The organism is Bradyrhizobium ottawaense (assembly GCF_002278135.3).
Lineage (GTDB): Bacteria > Pseudomonadota > Alphaproteobacteria > Rhizobiales > Xanthobacteraceae > Bradyrhizobium > Bradyrhizobium ottawaense.
In genome coordinates this window covers 2,325,405-2,350,113 of record NZ_CP029425.2, presented here as the reverse complement: position 1 = coordinate 2,350,113, position 24,709 = coordinate 2,325,405, and the positions used below count along the sequence as shown (strand labels likewise).

Here is a 24,709-nt window from a genome sequence, read left to right as displayed (position 1 = left end):
CCGACTCAGCCGCGGCGAAGGCCTACCCCGTTGATTACTGGGTTGTCCTGGATGCTGCAAGAATAAGGCGCTCCGCAGGCGGCAGGTCGAACCGCGGCTCGACGCCCAGAAGCGGCGCGATCCGCTCGATCACCTTGCCGCCGGTCGGCACCGTGTTCCAGCCCGAGGTGATGAAGCCCTTCGTTTCAGGAATCGCCTGCGGCTCGTCCAGCATGATCAGGATCTGATATTTCGGATCGTCGCAAGGCATGATGGCGGTGAAGGAGTTGAGCACGCGCTTCTTGGCATAGCGGCCGTTGATGACCTTTTCGGACGTGCCGGTCTTGCCGCCGACATAGTAGCCCTTGACGTCAGCGGTCTTGGCGGTGCCGATTTCGGCATTGAGCCGCATCAGAAACCGCATCTTGTCGCTGGTCTCCGTCTTGATTACGCGCTTGGCCATCGCCGCTGCTTCGGATTCGCTGCGCTTCATGAAGGTCGGCGGAATCAGATAGCCGCCGTTCACCAGCGCGTTGATGCCCATCACCGCCTGCAGTGGCGCCACCGACATGCCCTGGCCGAACGCGATGGTGACCGTGTTCAGCTCACCCCAGCGGCGCGGGATCAGCGGAGCCGCGCTCTCCGGCAGCTCGGTGCGCAGCCGCGTCAGCTGGCCCATCTTGGCGAGGAACGCCTTGTGGGCCTCGACACCCTGGCCGAGCGCGATCCGCGCGGCGCCGATGTTGGACGAGAAGGTGAACACTTCCTTGGTGTTGATGAAACGCCCGAGCGGATGGCTGTCGTGGATGGTGAACTTGCCATAGTGCAGGTTTCCACGGGCATCCCACGACGTGTTCAGATTGATCTTGCCGGAATCGAGCGCCATCGCCAGCGTGAACGCCTTGAAGGTCGAGCCCATCTCGTAAACGCCGGTGGTCAGGCGATTGATGCGGTCGGGGTCGTGCGCTTCCTTCGGATTGTTGGGATCGAAATCCGGAAGCGAGACCATTGCCACGATCTCGCCGGTCTTGACGTTGGAGACGATGCCGGAGGCGGCCTTGGTGTGGTACTTCTCCTTGGCCTTCAACAGCTCGTCGCGCAGCGCGTGCTCGACGCGCAGATCGATCGAGAGCTCGATCGGCTTCTGCAGCCGGTCGGTGGCAAAGCCGGCACGGTGGAGATCGGCGAGGCCCTGATTGTCGAGCCACTTCTCCATGCCGGCGATGCCCTGGTTGTCGATGTTGACCAGACCGATGAGGTGGGCGACCTCGTTGCCGGTCGGATAGACGCGCTTGTTCTCGCGCAGGAAGCCGATGCCGGGAATGCCGAGCTTGTGAATCGCCTGCTGCTGCTTGGCCGTGACCTCGCGCTTGAGCCAGACGAAGCCCTTACGCGTCCTCAGGCGCTCGCGCACCTCGGCCTCGTCGAGATCGGGCACGGTCGCCGTGAGCAGCTCGATCGCCTCGTCCTTGTCGATGATGCGGCGCGGCTCGCCGAACAGGCTCGCCGCCTTGACGTCGGTGGCGAGGATTGCGCCGTTGCGGTCGACGATGTCGGGCCGTGCGGTTGCCACCACCTCCTGCGCCGCGGCGCGGCGCGCGCCGTGGGCATCGGCGCCGATGGCGAACATCACGAGCCGGCCGCCGATCAGGGCGTAGACCGAGGCGAAGGCGAGCATGGCGAGACCTACGCGCGCGCGCGCCTTCGCGGCGCGGTCGACATTGCGCCCGTAGAGCAGGCTGCGGATCAGCCGCTGGCGCCAGGGTTCCGTAGGTTTGGCCGGAGTCGCAGCGCTCATTGCTTGTCCTCGGCCTGAGGCACGGAGCCCGTCACATTGTCGGGATCGCTCGCGGCTTCGATGGTGTTGAGCATGGCTCCGATCGGATCGGGCTCGCCAGGCCTGAACATCCGCGGCGGACGCTCCGGCAGGTTCTTCAGCGAATCATATTGCGTGCCGTTGACCGGCTTGAGCTGCAGATGCCGGTCGGACAGGCCCTGCAATCGGTGGGGCGCATCGAGCTTGGCCCATTCGGATCGCAGCGAAGCGATCGCGTCGCGCTGCTCGCGGATCTCCGCATGCAGCCGCAGCACCCTCTCGGTGCGCGCCGTGGAGTCCATCTTGATCCTGTAGACATAGGCCGCCGCGAAGATCAGCGCGCCGATGACGAAGAGGTGGATGATGCGCATGCGCTAGCCTCCCCTCATCACGTCGGAGAGTTTTGGCCATGACGATGGCTCGCCATCGTCATGCGCGGGCGCCGAGGTGCGCTCGGCGGCGCGAAGCTTTGCGGAACGCGCGCGCGGGTTATGCGCGACTTCGTCCTCACCGGCGACTACGGGCCGCCGCGTCAGAAGCTGGAAGCTCGGCGGAACTTGCGCCACCTCCGGCAGGTGCCGCGAGCCGCCGCCGGTTTTCGAACGCTCGGAGAGGAAATTCTTGACGATGCGGTCTTCCAGCGAATGGAAGGAGACCACGACGAGGCGTCCGCCCGGCTTGAGCACGCGCTCGGCCGCAGCGAGCGCGGTCTGCAGTTCCTCGAGCTCTTCATTGACGAAGATGCGCAGGGCCTGGAATGTCCGCGTCGCCGGATGAATATCGCCGGGCTTCGAGCGCACCACCCTGCCGATGAGGTCAGCGAGCGCGCGCGTGGTCGTGAACGGCGCCTCCTGACGGTCCGCGACGATGGCGCGGGCGACGCGGCGCGAATGCCGCTCCTCGCCGAGGAGATAGATGATGTCGGCGAGATCGCCTTCCGAAGCGCGGGCAACGACGTCGGCCGCGGTCGGCCCCGCCTGCCCCATCCGCATGTCGAGCGGACCGTCGAGGCGGAAAGAGAAACCGCGGCCGGCCTGGTCGAGCTGCATCGAGGACACCCCGACATCCATCACGACGCCGTCCACGGCCTCGACGCCCTGCGCCGCGCAGACCTCACCGAGGTTGGAGAATCGGTCCTCGACCAGCGTCAACCGGCCCGCGGAACGTTCGACCAGTTCCGCACCGCCCGCGACTGCGGTGCGGTCGCGGTCAATGGCGATGAGCCGGGTTCCCGGCACGTCGAGGATGGCGCGGCTATAGCCGCCGGCGCCGAAGGTGGCATCGACGTAGATACCGCCATCGCGCGGGGCGAGATGGGCGATGGCCTCACGGCCAAGAACGGGAATGTGCGGAGCCGAGCTCATGCGCCAGACCTGCTGGAGGCCCAGCCTGACGTCCAAGCGAGATTGGGGACGAACAAGCCCATGACGCCTCGAATGACTCCGTATCGCGGCGGTTCCACGACCGCACCGCCCAGCATGGTTACCAAGCCCGGTCGTCCCGGGCGGCAAACCCAGTGTTCCCAGCGGAATTTGTCGGGCAGCCATGGGATTTCGAGCCAAAATACGCTTTGGCCGCCTCCGGACGCGGGTCGGCTCTTCAACCCTCAGTAACGGCCCTTAGCGTTAAGAAAGCGTTGCTCGGCTCGTGACAAGTCGAAAAGCTGATGAGGCGGTGATGCTTCATCCACACACTTCGCCAAAATGCATCCGTTAACCGCGCCGCGCGATTGCGCACGGTGGAGGGTAAAGGAATAGTAAAGAGAAGGGCTTGGCCCACTCTCCGTCCGACCTTGGTTTGTCTATGCCGCCGTCCGGTTCGTCCACACCGTCTGGATCTGATTCGAAGCGTCAACGCGTTCTCCCGGTTCCCAAGGCCGCGGCGAGCATGAGGGCGTTCGAGCCGGATTCCTCGATCGTGTCCGACATCATCCCCTCGCCGAACTATGGCGAGCGCAACAAGGCACGGCAGCCCGACATGATCGTGCTGCACTACACCGGCATGCCCGATGTCGAGGGCGCGCTGGCGCGGCTGTGCACGGCGGGAACCGAAGTCTCGGCGCATTACGTCGTGCTGGAAGACGGCCGCATCGTGCAATGCGTGCCCGAAACCAGGCGCGCCTGGCACGCCGGCGTCTCGTCCTGGGCGGGCGAGGACGACATCAACTCCTGCTCGATCGGCATCGAGATCATCAATCGCGGCCATGACTGGGGCTATCCGGAATATCCGCTGCGCCAGATCGCCGCCGTGATCGCGCTGTGCCGCGGCATCATGCTTCGCCGCAAGGTGCCGGCCCACCGGGTGCTCGGCCATTCCGACGTCGCGCCCGCGCGCAAGAAAGACCCCGGCGAAAAGTTTCCGTGGCACTCGCTGGCCAATTCCGGCGTCGGTCACTGGGTGACGCCGGCCCCGGTCGTGCGCGGCGAGACCCTGATGCTCGGCACCATCAGCGACGAAGTGCTTAGCCTGCAGCAGGCGCTCGCCAGATACGGCTACGGCGTGCCGCTGACCGGCAAATACGATGCCGCGACCATGGAAGTCGTCACCGCCTTCCAGCGCCACTTCCGCCCCGCGCGGCTGGATGGTGTCGCGGACCACTCGACGCTGTCGACATTGCAGGCGCTGCTGGCGAGCCTGCCGGCAGAGGGAACGACCGTCGCGTCGAAGTGACGGCGATGGCCGCGCAGTTCTCTCTCGTGTCCCGGACGCGCAAAGCGCGAGCCGGGACCCAGTCGGCGACACGTCACGCTTCGATAGGATGGGCCCCTGCTCTGCAGCGCACCGTCGAAGAGACGCTGCGCTGCGTCCGGGGCACGAGACCCCTACCCCATCTCCCTCATCCGCCGCGCATAGAGCCGCCGCAACGGCTCGAGCTGTGTCGCCGCAGTCGCTGTCTGATACGCCTCGCACGCTTCATCCTTGCGGCCGAGCCTACGCAACAGATCCGCACGCACTGCGGGCAACAGCTCATAGCCGCGCAGCCCGCCTCGGGCGCTGATCGCATCGACGAGATCGAGCGCACGTGCCGGCCCATCGACCATCGACACGGCGGCAGCGTGGTTGAGCTCGATCACCGGAGAGGGAGAGATGCGCAGCAACACCTCGTAGAGCCCGGCGATCTGACGCCAGTCGGTCTGCGCAAAGCTCGGCGCACGGGCATGCAGCGCGGCGATCGCGGCCTGCACAGCATAAGGCTGCGGCCGTCCCGGCACGCGTAGCGCATCCTCGACCAGGCCCAGGCCCTCCTCGATCTGCGCGCGATCCCACAGCATGCGGTCCTGCTCCTCGAGCAGCACGATATCGCCGGCCGCGGTCTCGCGTCCGGCGCGGCGCGCATCGTGGAGCAGCATCAGGGCCAGCAGGCCCCTGATGCCGCCGCGATCCGGCATCAGCCGATCGAGCAAGCGGCCGAGCCGGATCGCTTCAGTTGCAAGATCAGGCCGCATCAGATCCGCGCCCTCGGTCGCGACATAGCCCTCGGTGAAGACCAGATAGATCACGGCGAGCACGCCATCGAGCCGCGGCGCCAGCGTGTCGCGCTCGGGCACCTCGTAGGGGATGCCGGCGAGCCTGATCTTCTGCTTGGCGCGGACCAGCCGCTGCGCCATTGCCTCCTCGCCCACGAGAAAGGCGCGCGCGACCTGCGTGGTCGACAGCCCGCAGACGGTGCGCAGCGTCAGCGCGACTTGGACCTCTGGCGCGAACGCCGGATGGCAACAGGTGAAGATCAGCCGCAGCATGTCGTCGTCGAGTGTTGCCGGCGGCTCGTCGACCGTTTGCGCGTTGAGCTCGATCTCGTGCAGGAGCGCCTGCTGCTTGCCGCGGAAGACAGCCTGGCGCCTGACACGATCGATCGCCTTGTGCCTGGCGACATTGACCAGCCAGGCGCGCGGATTGTCGGGGACCTCGCACGCGGCCCAGCGTTCCAGCGCGACGGCAAAAGCATCCTGAAGCGCGTCCTCGGCGAGATCGAAATCGCCGACGAGGCGGATCAGCGTGGCCAGCGCCCGCCCCGCCTCGTCGCGGAAGATCTTGTCGATCTCGCCAGGGGTCATGCGGCGACGCGCGGCCCGGCCGTCACTTGTCGTAGACCCAGATCGGCCGCACCTCGATCGAACCGACGCGCGCGCTCGGAATCCGCGCCGCGATCTCGATCGCGGCGTCGAGATCCTTGGCCTCGATCAGATAGTAGCCGCCGAGCTGCTCGCGGGTCTCCGCAAACGGTCCATCGGTCGTCAGCATCTTGCCGTCGCGCACACGCACCGTCGTCGCGGTCGTGGTCGGCCGCAGTCGATCGCCGGCCTTGAAATTGCCGTTCCGGATGATGGATTGCGTGAAGGCTTCATACTCCGCCGACATCTTCTGGCTGGTTCCCGTGTCAATCTTCGCGTACTCGGCCTCGTTCTGGTAGATCATCAGCAGATATTGCATCGCTTCACTCCTGTTGTTCGGCTGTGTCGCCGACATCCAGTCGAACGGGGCACGCAGCAAACGACATCTTCAGGATAAATTATTTCGGGCGGATCGTGGGCCGCGATATCGGCTTGACGAAACCGTCACAAATGCCCCATGCGTTGTCAGTCAGTCGGCCGGACGGCCGCTCCGGCAGGTGCCGAAAGGCCGCCGGGGAGGAAAGTCCGGGCTCCCTTGACATACGGTGCCGGATAACGTCCGGCGGGGGCGACCCCAGGGAAAGTGCCACAGAGAACGAACCGCCCCGCTTCGCCTTCGGCTTCGCGGGGTAAGGGTGAAAAGGTGCGGTAAGAGCGCACCGCGGGTCCGGCAACGGAGCCGGCATGGCAAACCCCACCGGGAGCAAAACCGAATAGGGACGGCGTAGCGGGCTGTTCGCGAAAGCGATAACGCCGCAGGGCGATGTCAGGCCCGCCGTCCGGGTAGGTTGCTCGAGGCCATGTGCAAACATGGTCCCAGAGGAATGGCCGTCACGTATCGTTCGCGCAAGTGGACGGTGCCTTACAGAACCCGGCTTACAGGCCGGCTGATATCTTGCAACGAGGGGTTCGATGCTAGCGCATCGGGCCCCTCACCATTTTGGCTTGGCCCGCTGTCATTCCGGGGCTTGCGCAGCGGGAGCTACGATGCGCAATTGCGCATCTGAGAATCCATCGGGCGGCAAAGTTGGTGGATGAATCGATTCCGGGTTCGTGCTGCGAACGCCCCGGAATGACGCCCGGTTAGCGTTGTCTTGCCTTCACCAGCACCGGCGCAAGCTCGTCCGCCTCGCGCCGCTGCTTGCTCGCCTCGAAACCGTGCATGCCGACCTGCCATTGCAGCCCGACGATGGCGCCCTTGGTCGGCTGCAGCAGCGCGAGCGAGGCGAACAGCGTCACCGGCAACCACACCGCCAGTTGCAGCCAGACCGCCGGTGCATAGGCGGTCTCGACCGCGAGGATCGCCGGCACCACGAGATGGCCGACTACGACGATCACGAGATAGGCGGGGAAGTCATCGGCGCGCTGGTGGAACAGCTCCTCACCGCAACGATCACAGCTGTTTGCGACCTTCAGGGAACGGCTGAACAAATGGCCTTCGCCGCAGTTCGGGCACTTGCCGCGAAAGCCGCGCCACATCGCCTTCGCCAGAGAGACTGAACCTGCCGCCATGACCCCACCTCTTCCTTTTCGACGATCCATACAATAATATCTTGCATCCATACATTCAAAGGAAATGGGCTTAAATTGCATGGATTGGAGCCCGACAATCTCGGAGCTATCAGGGCCGCGCTACCAGCGCATCGTCGAGGCCATGGAGGCCGACATCGCCGCCGGCCGGCTGGTGCGTGGCCAGCAACTGCCGACGCAGCGCGCGCTTGCAAAGGCGCTCGGCGTCGATCTCACCACGGTGACGCGCGCCTACACCGAGGCGCGGCGACGCGGGATCATGGAGGCGCGGGTCGGACAGGGCTCGTTCGTGTCGGAGACCAGCGCGCGCCGCGCGGTCGATCTGCCGCATCCCGTCGCGATCGATCTTTCGATGAACGTGCCGCCGCATCCGCTGGAGGCGCAGCTCGACGAGCGCATCATCGCCGGGATGGAAGCGATCCGCGCGCAATCGGGCCTGACGGCGTATCTCAATTATCAGCCGCCCGGCGGCAGCGCGCATGAGCGCGACGTCGCCGCGCGCTGGATGCGTGCGCGGGTGCCGCACGCGCATGCCGACAAGCTCGTGGTCTTTCCCGGCACCCAGACGATCCTGTTCAACCTGCTCGCCCATCTGGCGCGGCCCGGCGACATCGTGCTGACGGAGGCGCTGACATTCCCCGGCATCAAGGCCGCAGCAGTGCGGCTCGGCATCAAGCTCGTCGGCGTCGCCATGGATGATGGCGGCATCCTGCCCGACGCGCTGGCAAAGGCGTGCCGCACGCACAAGCCGAAGGCCGTCTATCTCATTCCGACGCTGCACAATCCGACCACGGCGACGCTTACCTCCGAGCGGCGCAGTGCGATCGCAAAGATCATCGGCGATACCGACACGATCCTGATCGAGGACGACGCCTACGGCCTGCTCGACCGCTCGGCATCGCCAATCGCCAATCTCATTCCCGAGCGGACTTATCTTGCGACCACGCTGTCAAAATGCATCTCGCCGGCGCTCCGCGTTGCCTATCTGGCGACGCCCGACAGCGAGGCGCAGCGGGACATGCGGACATATTTGCAGGCGACCGTGCAGATGCCGGCGCCGCTGATGGTCGCGCTGGTGACGCATTGGATCGAAAGCGGCATTGCCGATCGTATCATCACCGCCATCCGCAGCGAGGCGGTCGGCCGTCAGCAGCTCGCGCAGCGCGCATTGAAAGGCTTCCAGTTCCTGGCCAAGCCCGCGGCGCATCATCTGTGGCTGCGGCTGCCTGAGGACCGGCCCGATGTCGCGGCGCATCTGTTGCGAAACGGACTTGCGGTCGTCGCCGGCGAGGCCTTCACGGTCGATGGGACACCGCCGCACGCGGCGCGCGTCTCGCTGGGCGCGGCACGCAACAGGTCAGAATTGACGGAAGCGCTACGCATCCTGGTCGGCGCGCTGCAGAAGCCCGCCGACACCAGACAAATCGTCTAGATCATCGACGATGACGGCGATGGGTCGAGCGCACGACCGGCGCCCCAGGCGACGGATAGGCCTGCAAAGCATATGCATCGCTGGGCGTGCCCTGCTGGCCGAGAGCCGCACGCGCCGCAGGCGTGAGCTGGCCGCCGTTCAGCACGTCGCGGTCGGGATGAGCCGCCTGATACGCTGCAGGCTCGGAAAGCTGCGCCTGGGCCATCGTCGGCATCAGCGTCGCCGCCAACAGCGCGGCTGCAGCGGCGATCTTGGTGCGGGTCATGGTCATTCTCCATCATCTCGGGTCCGACCGATCCGAGTGCAGGATGGCGGTGGGGGGCCCCGGGATCAAAGTAGGACCGTCATGTAGGCATGTCTTTCGCGAACGCCCGGCGCCGCAGATCACGCTTGCGTGCAGGGCGGATTGACTTGCACGACAGCAAGCATGCTATGCGGGCGACGGCGATCAACAGTTCGAGATCGCCCCGGCGACGAGGACATTCTGTTGGAAACGCTCACCTACGCGCTGCTGCTGCTCGGCGCATTGGCCGGCGGCTTCGTCTCGGGCCTGGCCGGGTTCGGCACGGCGCTGATGGCGCTCGGCATCTGGCTCTACGTACTGCCGCCCTCGCTCGCAGTGCCGCTGGTGCTGATCTGCTCGGTGATCGCGCAGACCTCGACGCTGCCCTCGATGTGGAAGAGCTTCGACCTCTCGCTGGTCTGGCCGTTCCTGATCGGCGGTCTGATCGGCGTACCGATCGGCACCATGCTGATCGCCTCGGCCGATCCAAAAGTGTTCAAGCTGAGCGTCGGCATTTTAATTCTGATGTTCTCGAGCGCGCTCTATCTGAACAAGAGGCCGCTCGCGATCAAATTCGGCGGCCGCCTTGCCGACGGCGCGATCGGCTTTGCCGGCGGTATTCTTGGCGGCCTCGCCGGGTTGTCCGGGCCGCTGCCGATCCTGTGGGCCAACATCCGCGGCTGGAACAAGCATGAGCGGCGCGGCATCTTTCAGCTCTTCAATTTCACGGTTCTCGCGACAGCACTGGTGCTGCAGACCGCATCGGGTCTCGTCGAGCTCAAAGTGGTCTGGCTCGCGCTGGTCGCGTTTCCGAGCACCCTGATCGGCGCCTGGGCCGGCGCCCGCGTCTATCACGCCCTCCACGACAAGCATTTCGGCGATGTCGTGCTCGGCCTGTTGTTCCTGTCTGGCCTGACCCTGGTCTGGAACAGTCTCGGCGCGCTCTAGAGCGCGATGCGATCAGGATGAAGCGTCATCGCGCTTTAGGTTGTTGTCTAAGCATTCTTCTCGGAAAGCCGCTGCGCACTTTTCCGGATCATGCTCTAGCTCTCGCGCCCTCTTCGCGAGCGTCATGCCGCCGGCGACACCGACGCCGAGGACGTAGACCCAGCCCGGCGTGAAGTCGAACAAATGCGTGTTGAGCTGCGAGGTCAGCATGTTCTGCACCACGACCAGCAGGCCGATCCAAGAGGCCAGGCCCTCGCCGCGAAACAGCGAGAGATGCGCAAACCAGAGCGCGTAGAGGATCAGGACACCGACGATTCCCCACTGCACGGCCACGCTGAGGGTCTGATTGTGTGGGTTGCTGACGATCTCGCCACGCAGCGGATCGATCTTCGCATCGGCGGCCACGCTTGCGAACAGGCCGCGGATCGAGCCGGTGCCGTGACCGACCAGCGGTGCATCGGCGATGAAACGAAGGGACTTCCGCCAATATTCCAGACGTGAACCCATGCCGCTGACCTGACTGTCCTGCACGCTCGTCTGATAGTCGGCCTGAAATTTCGCAACCGTCGTCCGCAGATGCGGCGACACGCCAAAGAGCAGCACCGCCGACAGCGCCATCGCGCCGGCGGCAAGCAGCGCCGCACGCAGACGCAGATACAGCAACGCGAACAGCACCACCAGGATCGGCAGCGTCACCAGCGCCGTGCGCGACACCACGACGAAGATCATGTTGGCGAGGAATCCGATCGCGAGCGTCGCGAACAGCGCCGCGATGCCGACGCGGCGTTGCCGCAGCAGCGCCACGATCGGATAGACCAGCGCGAGCACACAGAGCGCGAACTCCTGGCTCTGGTCGATATAGTTGCGCACCGCGATCCCGCTTTCGACCTTGTAGGGCCCCCGCGACAGATAGAGCTTCAGCGAGAGTGCGGGGTCGATTGCGACGGCGAAGGAATAGAGCATCAACGCCGTGCAGGACGCCAGGAAGGCGAAAAACACCCAATGGCCGTACGGCCAGCGCTCGAACTGGTAGATCAGGAGCGGAATGACCAGCAGCTTCGCCGCCGGCCCGATCGCGTGGATTCGCTCCGGCCATGGCACATCCGACCAGAGCGTGCCCACGGCGGCGAGCGCGACCAGCGCGATGGGCAGCAGGCAGATCGGGCGAAGCAGCGAACGCGGAAACGCGCGCAGATCGACAAACGCGAAGGCGATCAGCCAGGGTATGAGCGCGAAGGTCAGCCCGGTCGTGGTCCACGGCAGCAGCAGAGCGATCAGTGCGACGAAGCGGGCCGGCGTGCGATAGCGCGCCGCCCAGATCGCGGCGAGCCATGACGCCGCCCGCGGCTCGTTCGTCACTCCGGTCATTGGCCCTTCTGCAGCCCACCATCCACCCCGCCCGGCAAGTTAGCCGGAGCAGCCAGGATGGAACAAGCCACCGTTACGCAGGCTCGCGGGCGAGAGGCGCAATGGGCTCGGCGCTCTCCTGCTCTGGGTCCTTCTCCTTCGGCGCCGAAGTCAGGCGCTTCCTGAACTCGCGGCGCAGCAACCACAGGCTCAAGCCCGCCTGCAATATTGTCGCCGCGACCGACAAATACCAGACATACTCCATGCGAAAGCCCGGCCGCGTCGACAGCCAGATCGCCGGCAGTGAGTAGGTGAACACGCGCGTCGCCGAGCTCAAGAGCACCGGCCTGGTGTTGCCGAGGGCCTGGAACATGCTCGAGCAGGTGAAGATCAGCCCCTGTGCGACCATGTTGAGCGAGATGATCCGCAGGAACAGGTAGGCGATGTCCATGGTCTCGCGGTCGTTCGAGAATCCGGCGAGCAGCAGCTCCGGCTTCACTTGCGCAAGGGTCATGAAGCCGGTCATCACGATCGTGACGATCAAGGCGGCCTTGAGGAAAGTTTCCCGCACGCGCGCAGCGTTGGCTGCGCCGACGTTCTGGCCGGCGATCGGCCCGGCCGCCAGCCCGACCGCAAGCGCCGGCATGTTGATCAGGCCGAGCACGCGCTGCCCGATGCCGAAGCCGGCCTGCGCCGCCGCGCCGAAATCGCGCAGCACGTAATAGACCACCGCCATGAAGATGAACATCATCGCGAACTCGCCGCCGGCCGGCAGGCCGACATTGAGAATGCGCTTCAAATGGTGCGGCTGCGGGCGCCACTGCGCCGGATTGAAGGCGACATAGCGCTCGACCTTGCGGAAATACGCCAGCAGCGCCAGCACGCCGATGGCGACCGCAATCGAGCTCGCCAGCCCCGCACCGACGACCCCGAGCGCATGGCCGGTACCCCAGCCCGTGATCAGGACCGGCGCCAGCGCGATATTGATGGCCACAGCAAACGCCTGCACCAGCATGGTGGGACGCACGATACCGGTCGCGCGCAGCGCAGCCCCCATGACTTGGGTGGCGAACTGCAGCGCGAGCGCCGGCATGAACCACAGCAGGTAAGTGGTCCCGGCCTCGATCGTGGCCTGGTCCGCTGCGATCGAGCGCATGTAGGCGCGCGACAGCGCGGCACCTGCGAGCAGGGTCAACAGTCCGAACAGCACCGACAGCACGATCGCCTGGTTGAAGATCAGGTTCGCATCCGACCGGTCCTTGCGTCCCACGGCATGCGCGATCAGTGCCCCCGCGCCGACACCGAGCACCTGCATCAGCCCGTTGACGAGAAAGCCAGCATTGCCGGCCGCGGCGACGCCCGCCACGGCGGCATCGCCCAGGCCCGACACGAAGTACAGATCGACCAGTTGGCAGACCATGATCGATATCATGCCGGCCATGATCGGAGGCGCCATGGCCAGGATGTGTCTCACGATGGAGCCGTTGGTCAGGTCTTTCATCTCATTCCATCCTTGACGCATTCCTTGGCGGCGCGACTGCGGGACTTTCGTCCCGCAGTCGCGCGCCTCACTCCGCTGCAGCGATATGCCCGAGCTCCACCACCTGGCGCTCGAACAAGCCGCGATAAATGCCGCCGGGTCTGGCCGCGAGCGTGGCGTGGGTGCCCTGCTCGACGATCTCGCCGCGGTCGAACACCAGGATGCGATCGAGGCTCCTCACCGTCGACAGCCGGTGCGCGATCACGATCGAGGTGCGGCCCTTCATCAGCCGCTCCATCGCCTCCTGGATCAGCGCCTCCGATTCCGAATCCAGGCTCGAGGTCGCCTCGTCCAGGATCAGCACCGGCGCATCCGCCAGGAACGCGCGCGCCAGCGCCACGCGCTGCCGCTCACCGCCCGACAGCTTCACGCCGCGCTCGCCGACCAGCGTGCCGTAGCCCTTCGGCAGGCGCAGGATGAAGTCGTGCGCATTCGCAAGCCGCGCCGCCTGCTCGATCGCCTCGAGGCTGGCGCCGGGCCGGCCATAGGCGATGTTCTCGGCGAGCGAGCGGTGAAACAGGATCGGGTCCTGCTGCACGATCGCGATCTGGCTGCGCAGCGATTGCTGTGTGGCCAATGCGATGTCCTGCCCGTCGATCAGCACACGGCCGCCGGTGACGTCGTAGAGCCGCTGCACCAGCTTGACGAAGGTGGTCTTGCCGGAGCCGGAGCGTCCGACGAGGCCGACACGTTCACCGGCCCGGATCGTCACCGACAACCCGTCATAGAGCGGCGCGCGATGGCCGCCATAGTGGAACGTCACGTCGTCGAACACGATCTCGCCGCCCTCGATCGCGATCGGCCGCGCACCGGCCGCATCGGCGATGCCGATGGGCTCGGCATGGATCGCAACCAGTTCGTCCATGTCGTTGACCGAGCGCTGGAGGTTGTTGATGTGCATGCCGACGTCACGCAAATAGGCGTGGATGATGTAGTAGCTGGTCAGCACATAGGTCACGTCGCCAGGCGAGGCATGTCCCGACATCCACAACAGCACCGCGCCGCCGATCACGGACGTGCGGAGGCAGAGCAGCAGCGACAGCTGCGCCATGGACGTGTAGTTGTAGCGCAGCCAGGTCCGCCGCACCCGCACGCGCCATCGGTTGATGACGCGGCCGAGCCGCGTATCCTCGCGCGCTTCCGCGCCGAACGACTTCACCACCGCGTTGCACGTCAGGGCATCCGCAAGCGTGCCGCCGACCTTGGTGTCCCAGGCATTGGAGACTCGGGCGGCCGGCGCGATGTAGCGCGTCGAGAACACGACGGTGATGGTGACGTAGAAGAACGCGCCGACCGCGATCACCACGCCGAGCGAGGCCCAGTGCATCCCGATCAGGACCATCGAGCCGATCAACACCAGCAGCGAGGGCGCTAGCGCCATCAGGATGGTGTCGTTGAGCAGGTCGAGCGCCCACATGCCGCGCGTGATCTTGCGCACGGTCGAGCCCGCGAAGGAGTTAGCGTGCCAGTCCGTGGAGAAGCGCTGCACACGGGTGAAGGCCTCCTGTGCGACGTCCGACATGGTCTTGAGCGTGAACGGCACGATCGCCTGCAGGCCGGCCAGCCGCAGCACCACGGAGGCCGCGCCCAGCCCCACGATGGCGCCGAAGGCAACCAGGGCGGCATGCCGCGCATCGGGATCCGACGGGCCGCGCGTCAGCGCATCGACCAGCCGGCCCGAGAAGACCGGCATGAACAGGTCGGCTATGGTCGCACCCAGCAGGCCGCCGGCCACGATGAGCCCCCGTCCCGGCTGCTTCAGCCAGTGCCGGAACACGAAGGGCAGCACCAGGCGGATCGCCGCGGGCTTTTTTGACAGAGCGGTCATGACATCATCCGGCCGCCTTTGGCGCGGGCCGGCTCCATCGATGGACGCAGGCCGGCCGCGAGGGCCGAGACGGCGTCACTTAAGGTTGGCTTTGACTTGGGAAAGAAAGCGATCGGGACGCTTGGTCGGAAACTTGGCCCAATCGAAACTGGCGGAGGAGGCCTCTAACAGGCCGCGTACATACCGAACCAGAACATCATCGAGCGCGGGCGTACGATCTGCGAATGCGACGAAATCATGCAAATCTCTCCCCGGTTCGAGTGAATGAGGTGCGCTTTATAGATGTGTCGTTCGCGACTTGCAACGGGGCTCGCGCGAGATCACGGATGAGTGTTGCAATTTGGTGCGCGCGGCCTTGATGCGCTCCACAGCCGCCCCGCCCTCCGCCGTCATGCTCCGCGAAAGCGGGGCATCCAGTACGCCGCGGCGGATGTGGTGAGAGCGAGTTCACCAACGCCGGCCTCTGGAATACTGAATCGTCCGGTCAAGCCGGACGATGACACCGCGTGTGTGGCAGGCTCAATGCGCGTCGCCGCCGCCGGTCAGTGGGGCCGGCTTGCTCAGCAGCGTCACCAGCAGGGTGAGGCCGAGATAGAACAGCGTCAGCACGAAGAAGGCATCGCCGAAGCTCATCACGACGGCCTGGCGGTGCACGAGCTGGGAGAGCTGCTTCATCGCCATCAACGTGGAATCGCCGAGGCCCTGGAACTTCTGCATGAACATGGTCAGGGTTTCGGTCGCGGTCGCATTGCCCCAGGTCACGCGCTCCTGGAGGCGGGTGATGTGCAAATCGGTGCGGTCGTTGAGCACGGTGTTGATGACGGCGAGGCCCACGGCGCCGCCGAGGTTGCGCATCAGGTTGAACAGACCCGAAGCGTTCTTCACCCTATCAGGCGCCAGCGTGCCGAGCGCGATGTTGTTGGTGGGCACCATCGCGAACATCATGCCGATGCCGCGCAGGATCTGCGGCACCAGCAGCTCGTAGAAATCGTAGTCGCGCGTGATCCATGTCATCTGGTAGGAGCCGATCGCGAACACGACGAGGCCGAATGCGATCATGTAGCGCATGTCGACTTTCACCATGAGGCGGCCGACCAGCGGCGCGACCAGGAACATGGTGATCCCCGAGACGAACATGGTCTCGCCGATCATCAGCGCGCTGTAGCCGCGTACTTCGGCGAGATAGCGCGGATAGATGTAGGTCAGGCCGTAGAGGCCGATGCCGATGCAGAACTGCAGCACGCAGCCGATCGCGAAATTGCGGTTGGAGAAGGTGCGCAGGTTGACGATCGGCTCGGCCGCCGTGAAGACGCGCCAGAAGAAGGCGATGGCCGAGATCGCGCAGATCCAGGCGCAGATCGCGACCGAGGTATCCTGCATCCATTCATATTGCGGCCCCTCCTCCAGCACATATTCCAGCGTGCCGAGGAAGCCCGCCATGAACAACAGACCCCACCAGTCGAAGCGGTCGAGCAGCTCGAAATGCGGCTCGTCGAAATCGACCAGCGCCAGCACGCCCAGGGTGATGCCGATGCCGGGCACGACGTTGATGAAGAACAGCCAGTTCCACGACATCAGGTCGGTGATGTAACCGCCGACCGTCGGTCCGATGGTCGGCGCCAGCGTCGCGACCAGCCCGATGATGGGGCCGACGATGTGGAATTTGGAGCGCGGAAAAACGGTATAGGCCGAGGCGAACACCGTCGGGATCATGCCGGCGCCGAGAAAGCCCTGCAGCGCGCGCCAGAGGATCATCTCCTCGATGGTTGTGGCGAAGCCGCAGAGCAGGCTCGAGGCGGTGAAGCCAGCCGCCGAGATCGCGAACAACAGCCGCGTGCCGAAGGCGCGCGACAGGAATCCGGACAGCGGGATCGCAATGACCTCCGCAATCAGATAGGCGGTCTGGACCCAGGAGACCTCGCTGGAGCTCGCCGACAATCCGGCCTGGATTTCGCTCAGGGAGGCCGAGACGATCTGGATGTCCAGGATCGACATGAACATCCCGAACACCATGATGATGAACGCGAACAACCGCTTCGGCGCGATGCGCTCCGAAGCGGCGTCCGCCATCATGGCGGGTGAAGCGGTGGTGGCGTTGGCCATGGTCTGACCTCGCAGCGCTGAGGCTGTGGCTACTGCGGGTGGATCGCGGTGGGATCGTCGAGGTCGACCTCGCTGTCGGCGTCGGCCGCGCCCTTGTTGGTGTCGACGGTCGCATAGACCGACATGCCGGCACGGAGCAGGTTCTGCTTCGCTACCGACTTTGGCACGCGAATGCGGACCGGCACGCGCTGCACGATCTTGGTGAAGTTGCCGGTGGCGTTGTCGGGCGGCAGCAGCGTGAACACCGAGCCCGCGCCCGCCGCGATGCTGTCGACGACACCGGAGAACTTGCGCATGCCGTAGGCATCGACCTTGATCGTCACCGACTGGCCGGGACGGATGCGCTTGAGCTGCGTTTCCTTGAAATTGGCGTCGATATAGACGGCGTCCAGCGGCACGATGTTGCCGAGGCGCTGGCCGACCGCGACAAAGTCGCCGGCGTTGACCAGGCGATTGGAGAACGTACCGTCGACCGGCGCGCGCACCGCGGTGAAGCTGAGATCGCGCTCGGCCTTGGCGAGCGTGGTCTTGAGCTCGGCGAGCTGGGCCTGGGCTTCGGCCTGCTGCGCCTTGGCGACATCGACATTACTGATTGCAACGTCGTATGCGGCCTGCGCGGCCTTGACTGCGGCGGCGCCCTGGTCGCGTCCGGCTTCCGAGCTCTCGAAGGTGGCGCGCGAGGCAAACCCCTTGTTGCTCAGGGCCTGCTGGCGCTCATAGTCGAGATCGGCGCGCTTGAGGCCCGCTTCAGCCGAGACGAGTTGCGCCTTGGCCTGCGCCACCTGGCTGTCGAGCGCGGCGACCTGGCGGCCGATGCGATCGATGGTGGCCTGCTGGGTTGCGATCCTGGTCGCGGCGGCATCGACCGCGATCTTGTAATCCCCGTCATCGATGCGGAAGACAATGTCGCCCGCTTTCACGGTCGTGTTGTCGCCGGCAAGGATCGAGGCGATGTGGCCGGAGACGCGCGCGCCCAGCATGGTGTTGTTGGCGCGGACATAGGCGTCATCGGTGGAGATGTAGAAGCGGCCAACCAGCGTGTAGTAGCCGGCATAGCTCGCGGCCGCGAGCGCCAGCACGAGGCCGACGCCCATCAGGACGAACTTGCGCTTGCCGGATTTGGGAGCGCCGGCGGCGGGTGCCTCCGGCGCTGGCGCGGCCGGCTTGTCGGTCACGGGCTTCTCCGGCGCCTCGGCGGTGCGGCGCCTGGCTTCCTCGGCCACGTGAGAGCGCAATTGCTCGGCAAGGGGTGCAGCGTTCTCGATCGCAGCATCACCGTCCGCGTGCTCCTCCACCGTTTCCTGGCGAAGGACGCGCGCAGCCTGGTCTCTCGATACGGCCATAAAGGCCTCCCCAAAAAAGCGCGATCAAAGAGACAGCCGGCGTGCGGACTGTTCCCTCTCGCTAATCCAAATACCATTGACCGAACGGTTCGGTCAATATACATAATAATCCCGGCCGGACCCTACTGACGAGAATCCTTTATTCGGGTTTCATGGCCGCAGACCCGACTCAAAAACCTGCCGAGACCCTGAACCAATGGTTGTAGCCGGCCGCGATCATCTGCACGTCATCCAGGAGGAGGACGGCTCCAAGCGTCGCCAGATCCTGGACGGCGCCCGCAAAGTGTTCATGGATCTCGGCTTCGACGGCGCCAGCATGGGCGAGATCGCGCGCGCCGCGCAGGTCTCCAAGGGCACCCTCTACGTCTACTTCGCCGACAAAAGCGCGCTGTTCGAAGCCATCCTCGAGCAGGAGGCGCTCCAGTTCGGCCAGGTCGTGTTCAATTTCGATCCGGCGCGCGATGCCGAGACCACGCTGAAGGAGTTCGGCCGGGCCTATATCCATCTGCTCTGCCGGCCCGGCGGCGGATCGGCGATCCGCACCGTGATGGCGATCGCCGAGCGCATGCCCGATGTCGGCCGCCGCTATTATGCGCGGGTGCTGGACAAGTCGATCAACCGCCTCTCCGACTATCTCAAAGCCCATGTCGCCTCGGGCCATCTCAAGATCGACGATTGCAACCTTGCCGCCTCCCAGTTCATGGAGCTGTGCAAGGCGTCCCTCTTTCTGCCCTTCGTGTTCCAGGCCGCGCCCGCGCCGTCGGAACAGCGCATGACCGAGGTCGTCGACAGTGCGACGCGGATGTTTATGGCGGCATACAAGGCGAAGTAGCTGCGCGTTGCGCAGGCCCGTCAGGCGGCACTATATTTGCGGTCATGTCCCGTGATCTTCGCCCGCCCGTCGATATCCTCCATTACGAGATCGTTCAGGAACAGGCCTCGGCGCTTGGACGGATGGGCCGCACACTCGAACAGGCGCTAACCCGCTTGCGCGAGTTCGACGCCGCCCACGCGCTCTCGGAGCTGCCGGCCTCGATGCAACCGGCCAGGCGCAAGCTGGTGATGGAAGCCGGTCAGGCGCTCTGGATGTTCGTGGTGCAGCGTGAGGCGACCGGCCTGCGCGACAGCCGCCATATCATGCGCACCTACAATGTCCCGGGCGAGGTGCAGCTCTGCATGGGGTTGGTCCCCGCACCGGCGAAGCGGACGTAGATCGTAGCCCGCGTGAGTGCAGCGACATGCGGGACCATTATCCCCGGATATCGCGGAGCCTGTCATCGGGCGGCGCTTCGCGCCGACCCGTTGGCTCATCCGGGCGACAAGAGCAGCTGCGTCCGTCTAATCGTCGGTGTAATCGTCTTCCTCGCGCTTGTGCCCCGTGCTCTTGCGCACACCGAGCGAGCCGGTCACGGAAGGCTCGCGCGCATTCGCGTACGGCCTGCGCGACTGCGCGCGCGAGGCCACCTCTTCACCGGAGACGGCGGCGGGCTGACAGATCAGGCGGCGGCTGGCACGGCGCATCAGATCGACGTGGATGTGATCGTAGTGATAGACGTTCGACCCCGGCGCGAGCACGGTGGTGAAATGCGCGCAAGCGCCCGACTGTACGTCGCGCAAAAATCCCTGCTCCTCCGGCATGCCGCGCCAGCCGTCCTTCACGGTGACGCGGCGGCCGTCGGCGAGCACGAAGGCGGCAATGTCGAGCGCGTTGCCGAAGGCGTGTTCGGAGATGTGGGAATGCGGATTGCCGTTCATGCCGCGGCAGGAATAGGCGGAGATCTGCTTGATCTCGGCGACGCGGACGCCGAACCAGCGCATCGCCGAAGGCTGCACGGTGTCGGCGAGCCAGCGGTCGAGCTCGGACACGATCGGACAGGCGAGCGTCGCGGTCGGCTTGATCGCGACCGGACCGACGGCCGTGACGGGATTGCCCTGCGCCGGGCCAAGGCGCGGCGGCGGCTGCTGCGCAGGCGCCTGCGAGTAAGGTGCCGGCCGCGCCGGATAGCTCGGCGAATTCATGTAGCGCGCCGCGCCCGCGGCATCGGTGCCGTCGGGCGGCAGGTCGATCTCGTCCTCCTGCGCCGCCACGCCGGGCGCGTTCAGTGACACCGGCCCGCTTGAGCTGCCATAGCCGGAGGGTTGGCGCACCGCGCTTTCGGGATAGTTCGATCGTTGCGGATAGGACGATGCCGGATAGTTCTGGCTCTGCGGCGTAGTCGACCGCGGCTGCGTCACCGGCCAGCGCGGTTGGCCGCCGATGCTGCCCGGCGGGCGCAGCTCCTCGTCGGCAAAGCCGTAGCTGCTCGAGGCTTCGCCGATGGCGGCGACCTTGAGCGGAAACTCGGCGCCGCACATGCCGGGCCCGGAGATCGGGTCGATGCGGACGAGATCCGGCCCCTCTTTCACCGCGCCCGATTTCAGGCATGCGGCTTCGGCCTCGGCTCGCCACGGTTCGCGTTCGGCCTGGAAGAAGCCGCGTCCGCAACCCGCTAGCGAAACAAGGACGATGGAGCCGACGAGATACAAACGAACTCCGCGCGTCATGCACGCACGTTCGGTGAATTTACTTAAAGACTCTTCAACACGTTGATTTCAGAGTTCTTTAACCATACGGGCCCGGAGCCGGCAGGCTGAGCGACAGCAAGCCTGACTTTTTCGCAAGGAGACTCTCTGTTAACCATGATGCCTGCGCGCAAAGCGGCGCGCATGGAGGGAGCGACCTCATGACGTTCGCCGGGAGACTGAGCGTTGTCGCCGCATACCTCGCCATGGCCTTCGTCGGCGCCATCGTGCTCGGCATGATTTAGCGGCTTATCGCTCCGATACACGCTCTTCGTCCCTTCTCCCGCAAGGGGAGAGGGGGAGAAAAACTACGACCGCGCGCTCCATTGCCGCGACGTCGTGAGCATTTGCTCTCGCGGCGCCTCGATCCGCGTCCAGTCGTTGCCGGAGCACCAGAAGCGGCCGAGCGCGCAGGCTTCGACGTGGAGCCGGCCGGAGCTCTTCAGCGTCATGGTCGCGTAATAGGTGTTGCCGCTGGAGCGGCTGTAGATGTTGCCGGTCCAGACGTCGTGCGACTTCGGCTTCATGTTGACGAGCACGCTCTCGCCGCGGCTCGACGCCTCCGTCAGCGCGTAACCGCACAGTGCGGGGCCACAGCGTTCGATGCGAACCGTGCCCTTGGCGCCGGGGCTCTCCCATTCGCCCAGTGGCATATAAGCCGGCTCATCGTCGCTGCGCTGTGCGACCGTTGCGGTCTGCTTGATCTCGGGACTTGGGAAGGGCGGCGGCTCCATGCGCGGCGGATCGAGCGTAACGATCTTCGGCGGATCCATTCGCGGCGGGTCGATCCGTGGCGGATTGAGGCTCGGCGTGACGAGTGTCGGCGCCTCGACCCTTGGCGGCGGCAGGACAACGGGCTGCGACGTCGTCGCGGTGACGACAGGGCCGGTCGGCGCCGGTGGCGGCACGACGATGGTTGCTTGCGCCGGTCGGACGGGAGCTGCGGGATAGGCCGGCTGCAGCGGTGCGACCGCAGGCGGCGCGGCTGATGTCGTGTCGACATCGTCTGTCGATCGAAGGCTGCGGCTGGAGACCGACACACAAGAGGCCGACCGGCAATTGCGCGGCGACTCGACATGGAACCGGTGACCGCCGATCGAGAAGGAATAGGAACCGGCCACGGCCGCGGGCGTGATCGCCATCAGTGCGATCAAGGTGCCAAGCGAAGTCGCAAGCCGTTTCATCCACACCTCCCTGAGTGTCGCCGCGAGCTTACGCCGAGGCGACGCGGCTGAATGTGCGCTGCCTCACCCAGACGGCGCGGCACCGTTGTGACCCCCATCACAGAACGCCCGGCCAGGCCGGCGTAGGCTCGAACCACGCTTCATCCACCGGCGACTTCAGTCCATCGGGACCACGCCATTTTCGGAGGTTGTCATGAACAAGCTCACCATCGCCGCCACCGCGCTCTTTCTGGCGTCGACCGCCGCCGCCCATGCCGGCGGCAACACGATCTCGTTCCAGATCGAAGGCCAGCACATCCGCATCGAGACGCCGCGCAACTGCGCCTCGCTCAACTGCGTGACCATCGTTGCGCCGGGCCTGTCGGACAAGCCGATCAAGCTGAACAACATCAACCTGAAGGGCCTTGGCGGCTCCAAGGACGATGACGACACCACGCCAAGCACGACGACTGCGCAGCCCGCGCCAGCTTCGGTGCAGCAGCAGCCGGTGCAGCAGGCGCCGGCGCAGGCGACCGCGCCGGCCGCGCCCGCGGTCACGGCTCCCGCCGCTCCGGCCGCGACGGCTGCTGCCGCGCCGTCGGTCGGCTTTGACGCCAATACGCAGCCGGCGCCCGTCGCGGCTCCTGCTCCTGCACCCGCGCCGGTCGCGGTTGCTCCGGCGCCTGTGGTGGTTGCCAACACGCCGATCGGCGTCTGGGCCACCGAAGAGAACAAGGGCAATGTCCGCGTCGAGCAGTGCGGCGCCAATCTCTGCGGCTATGCCGAAAAGACCAATGCGCGCATCCTGATCAACATGAAGCCAGAGGGCTCGAAGTGGAGCGGCCGCATCCACGATCCCGACTCCGGCCGCAATTACGACTCGACCATCGCGATGAAGGGTCCGAATGCGATGCGCGTGCAGGGTTGCGCCTTCGGCGGCATGTTCTGCGGCGGCCAGACCTGGAAGCGCGTGAGCTGACACCGCAGGTGTCATCCCGGGGCGATGCGAAGCATCGAACCCGGGATCTCGCGCGGCGAACTCGCACCACAACTTCGAGATTCCGGGTTCGCGACTTCGTCGCGCCCCGGAATGACGAGTAAGAAGGCGGCGCCAAATCCCTCACCGAACGTGACGTCTGAACGTTCGGCCCTCCTCCTGCCACACACGTTCATCCACCATTCAGGTCCCCCCGGCTGATATCAACCGATCTCGCTCGCGTTCTCACCGGGACTTCCTCGTGACATCAATGCTGGCCTGGCGCCGCTTCGTGTTCGCGCTCGTGCTGCCGGCATTGCCGCTGGCAGGCGCGAGCATTGCGATCGCATCCGATGCGATCGAAGTCGCCCAGGCCCAGCCACAAGCGCAGCCGGCGCCAGCGCCCTCCCCGACGCCATCGGCTTCACCGACACCGGCCGCGGACGCACAACCCGCCGCCGTCGAGCCGATCGGCAACGTTGCGACCGTCACGGGCATCGCGACCGTGATCCGTGACAAGAATTCCTATCCGCTGCGCGTGCGCGACGACATCTATCTCAACGACGTGGTGCAGACCTCGTCGAACTCCACGGTCGGCATCACTTTCGACGACGCCACCACGTTCAATCTTTCAGCCAGCTCGAAGATCACCATCGACAATTACGTCTATGAGGACGGCGGCAGGCAGAACTCAGGGATATTCGACGTCGGAAAGGGCACAGTGGCCTTCGTTGCAGCTGCGGTGGCGAAGACCGGTAACATGAAAATCACGACGCCGACCGCGACGCTCGGCATCCGCGGCACCACCGGCGTCGTCGAGGTGCCTGAAGGCGCGGCAGCGAGCAGCGCGCGCAACGTCAACATCAAGCTCTATCCCGACGCCGACGGCCGCGTCGGCCACATCGACGTCGACGACCGCACCAGCGGCACGCGACTCGGCGCGCTGACGCAAGGCGCGAGCGGCTTTGCGATCCGGCCCGGCGCGGCCACTGCCGGAATCATGCGCTTCGCCGCGGTGCCGATCACGATTCCCGCGCAACAGATCGCACGCGACCGCGGTTTCGTCGGCCAGGTGCATCTGGCGCAAACCACGGGCCGCCAGATCGTCACCGAGCAGCGTGACTTCCGCCGCGCCAATCCGACCGCGCTCAGCCGCATTCCGCGGCCGGCCCAGGCGCCGCAGCAACAACAATTGCGGCCGACGACCGCACCTGGCCAACAGCCGCAGCGGCCGAACGGCCAGCCCGGTCAGAACAACCGTCCGGGTCAGCAGCAGCCGGGCACGCCGGGCCGGCAAGGAACGCAGCAGCCGCCGCGGCAAGGACAACAAGGACAAGGCGGCGTCGTGCAACCGGGCACGCCGCGTGCGGGCCAGGGGCAACTGCCGCGAGGACAACAGCAACAAGGCCAGCCGCAGCGCGGCGAGCAGCAAGGCGCAGGGCGTCCAACGCGCCCTGGACAAGCCACCCCGCCGAACGCCACGCCGCAAACACAGCCGCAGCGTGGTGGGCAGATTCAGCCCGGAGGAGTCGTGCCGTCACAGCCGGGCGGGACTCATCCGCAGTCGCAACTGCCGCGCACCGGCATGCAGCCGGCCCATCCGCCCGCAGTCCAACCGCCGGGCATGCAGCGACCCGGCGGCTTCCAGCAGCGCCTCCCTGCCGCGCAACGCCCCGTAGCGCCGCGCAGACCGGCGCCGGCTCCGAAGGAGAAGGAGCGGCGGTAAAGTTCGGCGTGCATGAGCGCG

The 24,709-nt window shown here is 65.9% G+C and carries 21 protein-coding genes and 1 other RNA gene; 8 read left to right on the top strand and 14 right to left on the bottom strand.

Annotation, left to right across the window (positions count from 1 at the left end; all coding sequences use genetic code 11):
* Positions 1 to 34: 34 nt before the first annotated feature.
* The 3 genes from CIT37_RS11195 to rsmH are packed head-to-tail and all read right to left on the bottom strand — an operon-like array spanning position 35 to position 3,159.
* Positions 35 to 1,777, bottom strand: coding sequence for a peptidoglycan D,D-transpeptidase FtsI family protein (locus tag CIT37_RS11195; RefSeq protein ID WP_028145537.1), 1,743 nt, complete (start codon positions 1,775 to 1,777; stop codon positions 35 to 37).
* Positions 1,774 to 2,166: a cell division protein FtsL gene (gene ftsL, locus CIT37_RS11190; RefSeq protein WP_095426063.1), complete on the bottom strand. Its 393-nt coding sequence runs from the start codon at positions 2,164 to 2,166 to the stop codon at positions 1,774 to 1,776. The genes CIT37_RS11195 and ftsL overlap by 4 nt, the downstream gene beginning before the upstream one ends.
* A 3-nt stretch (positions 2,167 to 2,169) precedes the next feature.
* Positions 2,170 to 3,159, bottom strand: coding sequence for a 16S rRNA (cytosine(1402)-N(4))-methyltransferase RsmH (gene rsmH / locus CIT37_RS11185; protein ID WP_038947685.1), 990 nt, complete (start codon positions 3,157 to 3,159; stop codon positions 2,170 to 2,172).
* A gap of 523 nt (positions 3,160 to 3,682) precedes the next feature.
* On the opposite strand from rsmH, the gene CIT37_RS11180 reads away from it, so the two are divergent.
* Positions 3,683 to 4,465, top strand: a complete 783-nt coding sequence (locus CIT37_RS11180) for an N-acetylmuramoyl-L-alanine amidase (RefSeq protein ID WP_038971256.1) — start codon at positions 3,683 to 3,685, stop codon at positions 4,463 to 4,465.
* Positions 4,466 to 4,617: 152 nt separating this feature from the next.
* Here CIT37_RS11180 and CIT37_RS11175 read toward each other — a convergent pair whose 3' ends face one another.
* Positions 4,618 to 5,850, bottom strand: coding sequence for an RNA polymerase sigma factor (locus CIT37_RS11175; protein WP_095426062.1), 1,233 nt, complete (start codon positions 5,848 to 5,850; stop codon positions 4,618 to 4,620).
* A gap of 22 nt (positions 5,851 to 5,872) precedes the next feature.
* Positions 5,873 to 6,226, bottom strand: coding sequence for a YciI family protein (locus tag CIT37_RS11170; protein ID WP_026202052.1), 354 nt, complete (start codon positions 6,224 to 6,226; stop codon positions 5,873 to 5,875).
* A gap of 150 nt (positions 6,227 to 6,376) precedes the next feature.
* Between CIT37_RS11170 and rnpB the strand changes: the two genes are divergently transcribed.
* Positions 6,377 to 6,802: RNase P RNA component class A (gene rnpB, locus CIT37_RS11165), an RNA gene on the top strand.
* Positions 6,803 to 6,990: 188 nt separating this feature from the next.
* Here rnpB and CIT37_RS11160 read toward each other — a convergent pair.
* Positions 6,991 to 7,419, bottom strand: coding sequence for a DUF983 domain-containing protein (locus CIT37_RS11160; RefSeq protein ID WP_244611225.1), 429 nt, complete (start codon positions 7,417 to 7,419; stop codon positions 6,991 to 6,993).
* A gap of 79 nt (positions 7,420 to 7,498) precedes the next feature.
* On the opposite strand from CIT37_RS11160, the gene CIT37_RS11155 reads away from it, so the two are divergent.
* Entirely contained in the window at positions 7,499 to 8,869 is a 1,371-nt protein-coding gene (locus CIT37_RS11155; protein ID WP_161966375.1) for an aminotransferase-like domain-containing protein, read from the top strand.
* A 1-nt stretch (position 8,870) separates the two neighbouring features.
* Here CIT37_RS11155 and CIT37_RS11150 read toward each other — a convergent pair whose 3' ends face one another.
* Positions 8,871 to 9,134, bottom strand: coding sequence for a hypothetical protein (locus CIT37_RS11150; RefSeq protein ID WP_038971261.1), 264 nt, complete (start codon positions 9,132 to 9,134; stop codon positions 8,871 to 8,873).
* Between the two features lie 222 nt (positions 9,135 to 9,356).
* Here CIT37_RS11150 and CIT37_RS11145 point away from each other — a divergent pair, with 222 nt between their 5' ends.
* Positions 9,357 to 10,100, top strand: coding sequence for a sulfite exporter TauE/SafE family protein (locus CIT37_RS11145; RefSeq protein WP_095426059.1), 744 nt, complete (start codon positions 9,357 to 9,359; stop codon positions 10,098 to 10,100).
* Positions 10,101 to 10,112: 12 nt separating this feature from the next.
* Here CIT37_RS11145 and CIT37_RS11140 read toward each other — a convergent pair whose 3' ends face one another.
* The 5 genes from CIT37_RS11140 to CIT37_RS11120 all read right to left on the bottom strand — a co-directional run bounded on the left by CIT37_RS11140 (position 10,113) and on the right by CIT37_RS11120 (position 18,261).
* Positions 10,113 to 11,468: an O-antigen ligase family protein gene (locus CIT37_RS11140; RefSeq protein WP_240536305.1), complete on the bottom strand. Its 1,356-nt coding sequence runs from the start codon at positions 11,466 to 11,468 to the stop codon at positions 10,113 to 10,115.
* 73 nt (positions 11,469 to 11,541) lie between these two features.
* Positions 11,542 to 12,948 carry an MATE family efflux transporter gene (locus CIT37_RS11135; RefSeq protein WP_038947691.1) on the bottom strand — a complete coding sequence of 469 codons (1,407 nt, stop codon included), beginning with the start codon at positions 12,946 to 12,948 and terminating at the stop codon, positions 11,542 to 11,544.
* A 67-nt stretch (positions 12,949 to 13,015) separates the two neighbouring features.
* Entirely contained in the window at positions 13,016 to 14,815 is a 1,800-nt protein-coding gene (locus CIT37_RS11130; RefSeq protein WP_161966374.1) for an ABC transporter ATP-binding protein, read from the bottom strand.
* A 519-nt stretch (positions 14,816 to 15,334) separates the two neighbouring features.
* Positions 15,335 to 16,918, bottom strand: a complete 1,584-nt coding sequence (locus CIT37_RS11125; RefSeq protein ID WP_095426057.1) for a DHA2 family efflux MFS transporter permease subunit — start codon at positions 16,916 to 16,918, stop codon at positions 15,335 to 15,337.
* 29 nt (positions 16,919 to 16,947) lie between these two features.
* The gene (locus CIT37_RS11120; protein ID WP_028145549.1) at positions 16,948 to 18,261 is read right to left on the bottom strand and encodes an HlyD family secretion protein; all 1,314 of its coding nucleotides are present in this window, start codon (positions 18,259 to 18,261) and stop codon (positions 16,948 to 16,950) included.
* Positions 18,262 to 18,457: 196 nt separating this feature from the next.
* Between CIT37_RS11120 and CIT37_RS11115 the strand changes: the two genes are divergently transcribed.
* The gene (locus tag CIT37_RS11115) at positions 18,458 to 19,093 is read left to right on the top strand and encodes a TetR/AcrR family transcriptional regulator (RefSeq protein WP_028145550.1); all 636 of its coding nucleotides are present in this window, start codon (positions 18,458 to 18,460) and stop codon (positions 19,091 to 19,093) included.
* Positions 19,094 to 19,137: 44 nt separating this feature from the next.
* A complete protein-coding gene (locus tag CIT37_RS11110; protein WP_038947698.1) occupies positions 19,138 to 19,473 on the top strand; it encodes a DUF6665 family protein in 336 nt (111 codons plus the stop codon).
* Positions 19,474 to 19,599: 126 nt separating this feature from the next.
* Here the strand turns inward: CIT37_RS11110 and CIT37_RS11105 are convergent, their stop codons facing one another.
* Together CIT37_RS11105 and CIT37_RS11100 are read right to left on the bottom strand one after the other, a co-directional pair.
* Positions 19,600 to 20,805 (bottom strand): extensin family protein, encoded by a 1,206-nt coding sequence (locus CIT37_RS11105; protein WP_028145551.1) that lies wholly within the window; start codon positions 20,803 to 20,805, stop codon positions 19,600 to 19,602.
* A gap of 326 nt (positions 20,806 to 21,131) precedes the next feature.
* On the bottom strand, positions 21,132 to 22,007 hold the full coding sequence (locus tag CIT37_RS11100; RefSeq protein ID WP_028145552.1) for a DUF2147 domain-containing protein: 876 nt from the start codon (positions 22,005 to 22,007) through the stop codon (positions 21,132 to 21,134).
* A gap of 193 nt (positions 22,008 to 22,200) precedes the next feature.
* Here CIT37_RS11100 and CIT37_RS11095 point away from each other — a divergent pair, with 193 nt between their 5' ends.
* Positions 22,201 to 22,965: a DUF2147 domain-containing protein gene (locus tag CIT37_RS11095; RefSeq protein WP_095426055.1), complete on the top strand. Its 765-nt coding sequence runs from the start codon at positions 22,201 to 22,203 to the stop codon at positions 22,963 to 22,965.
* Positions 22,966 to 23,233: 268 nt separating this feature from the next.
* The gene (locus CIT37_RS11090) at positions 23,234 to 24,688 is read left to right on the top strand and encodes a FecR domain-containing protein (protein ID WP_161966532.1); all 1,455 of its coding nucleotides are present in this window, start codon (positions 23,234 to 23,236) and stop codon (positions 24,686 to 24,688) included.
* Positions 24,689 to 24,709 lie beyond the last annotated feature (21 nt).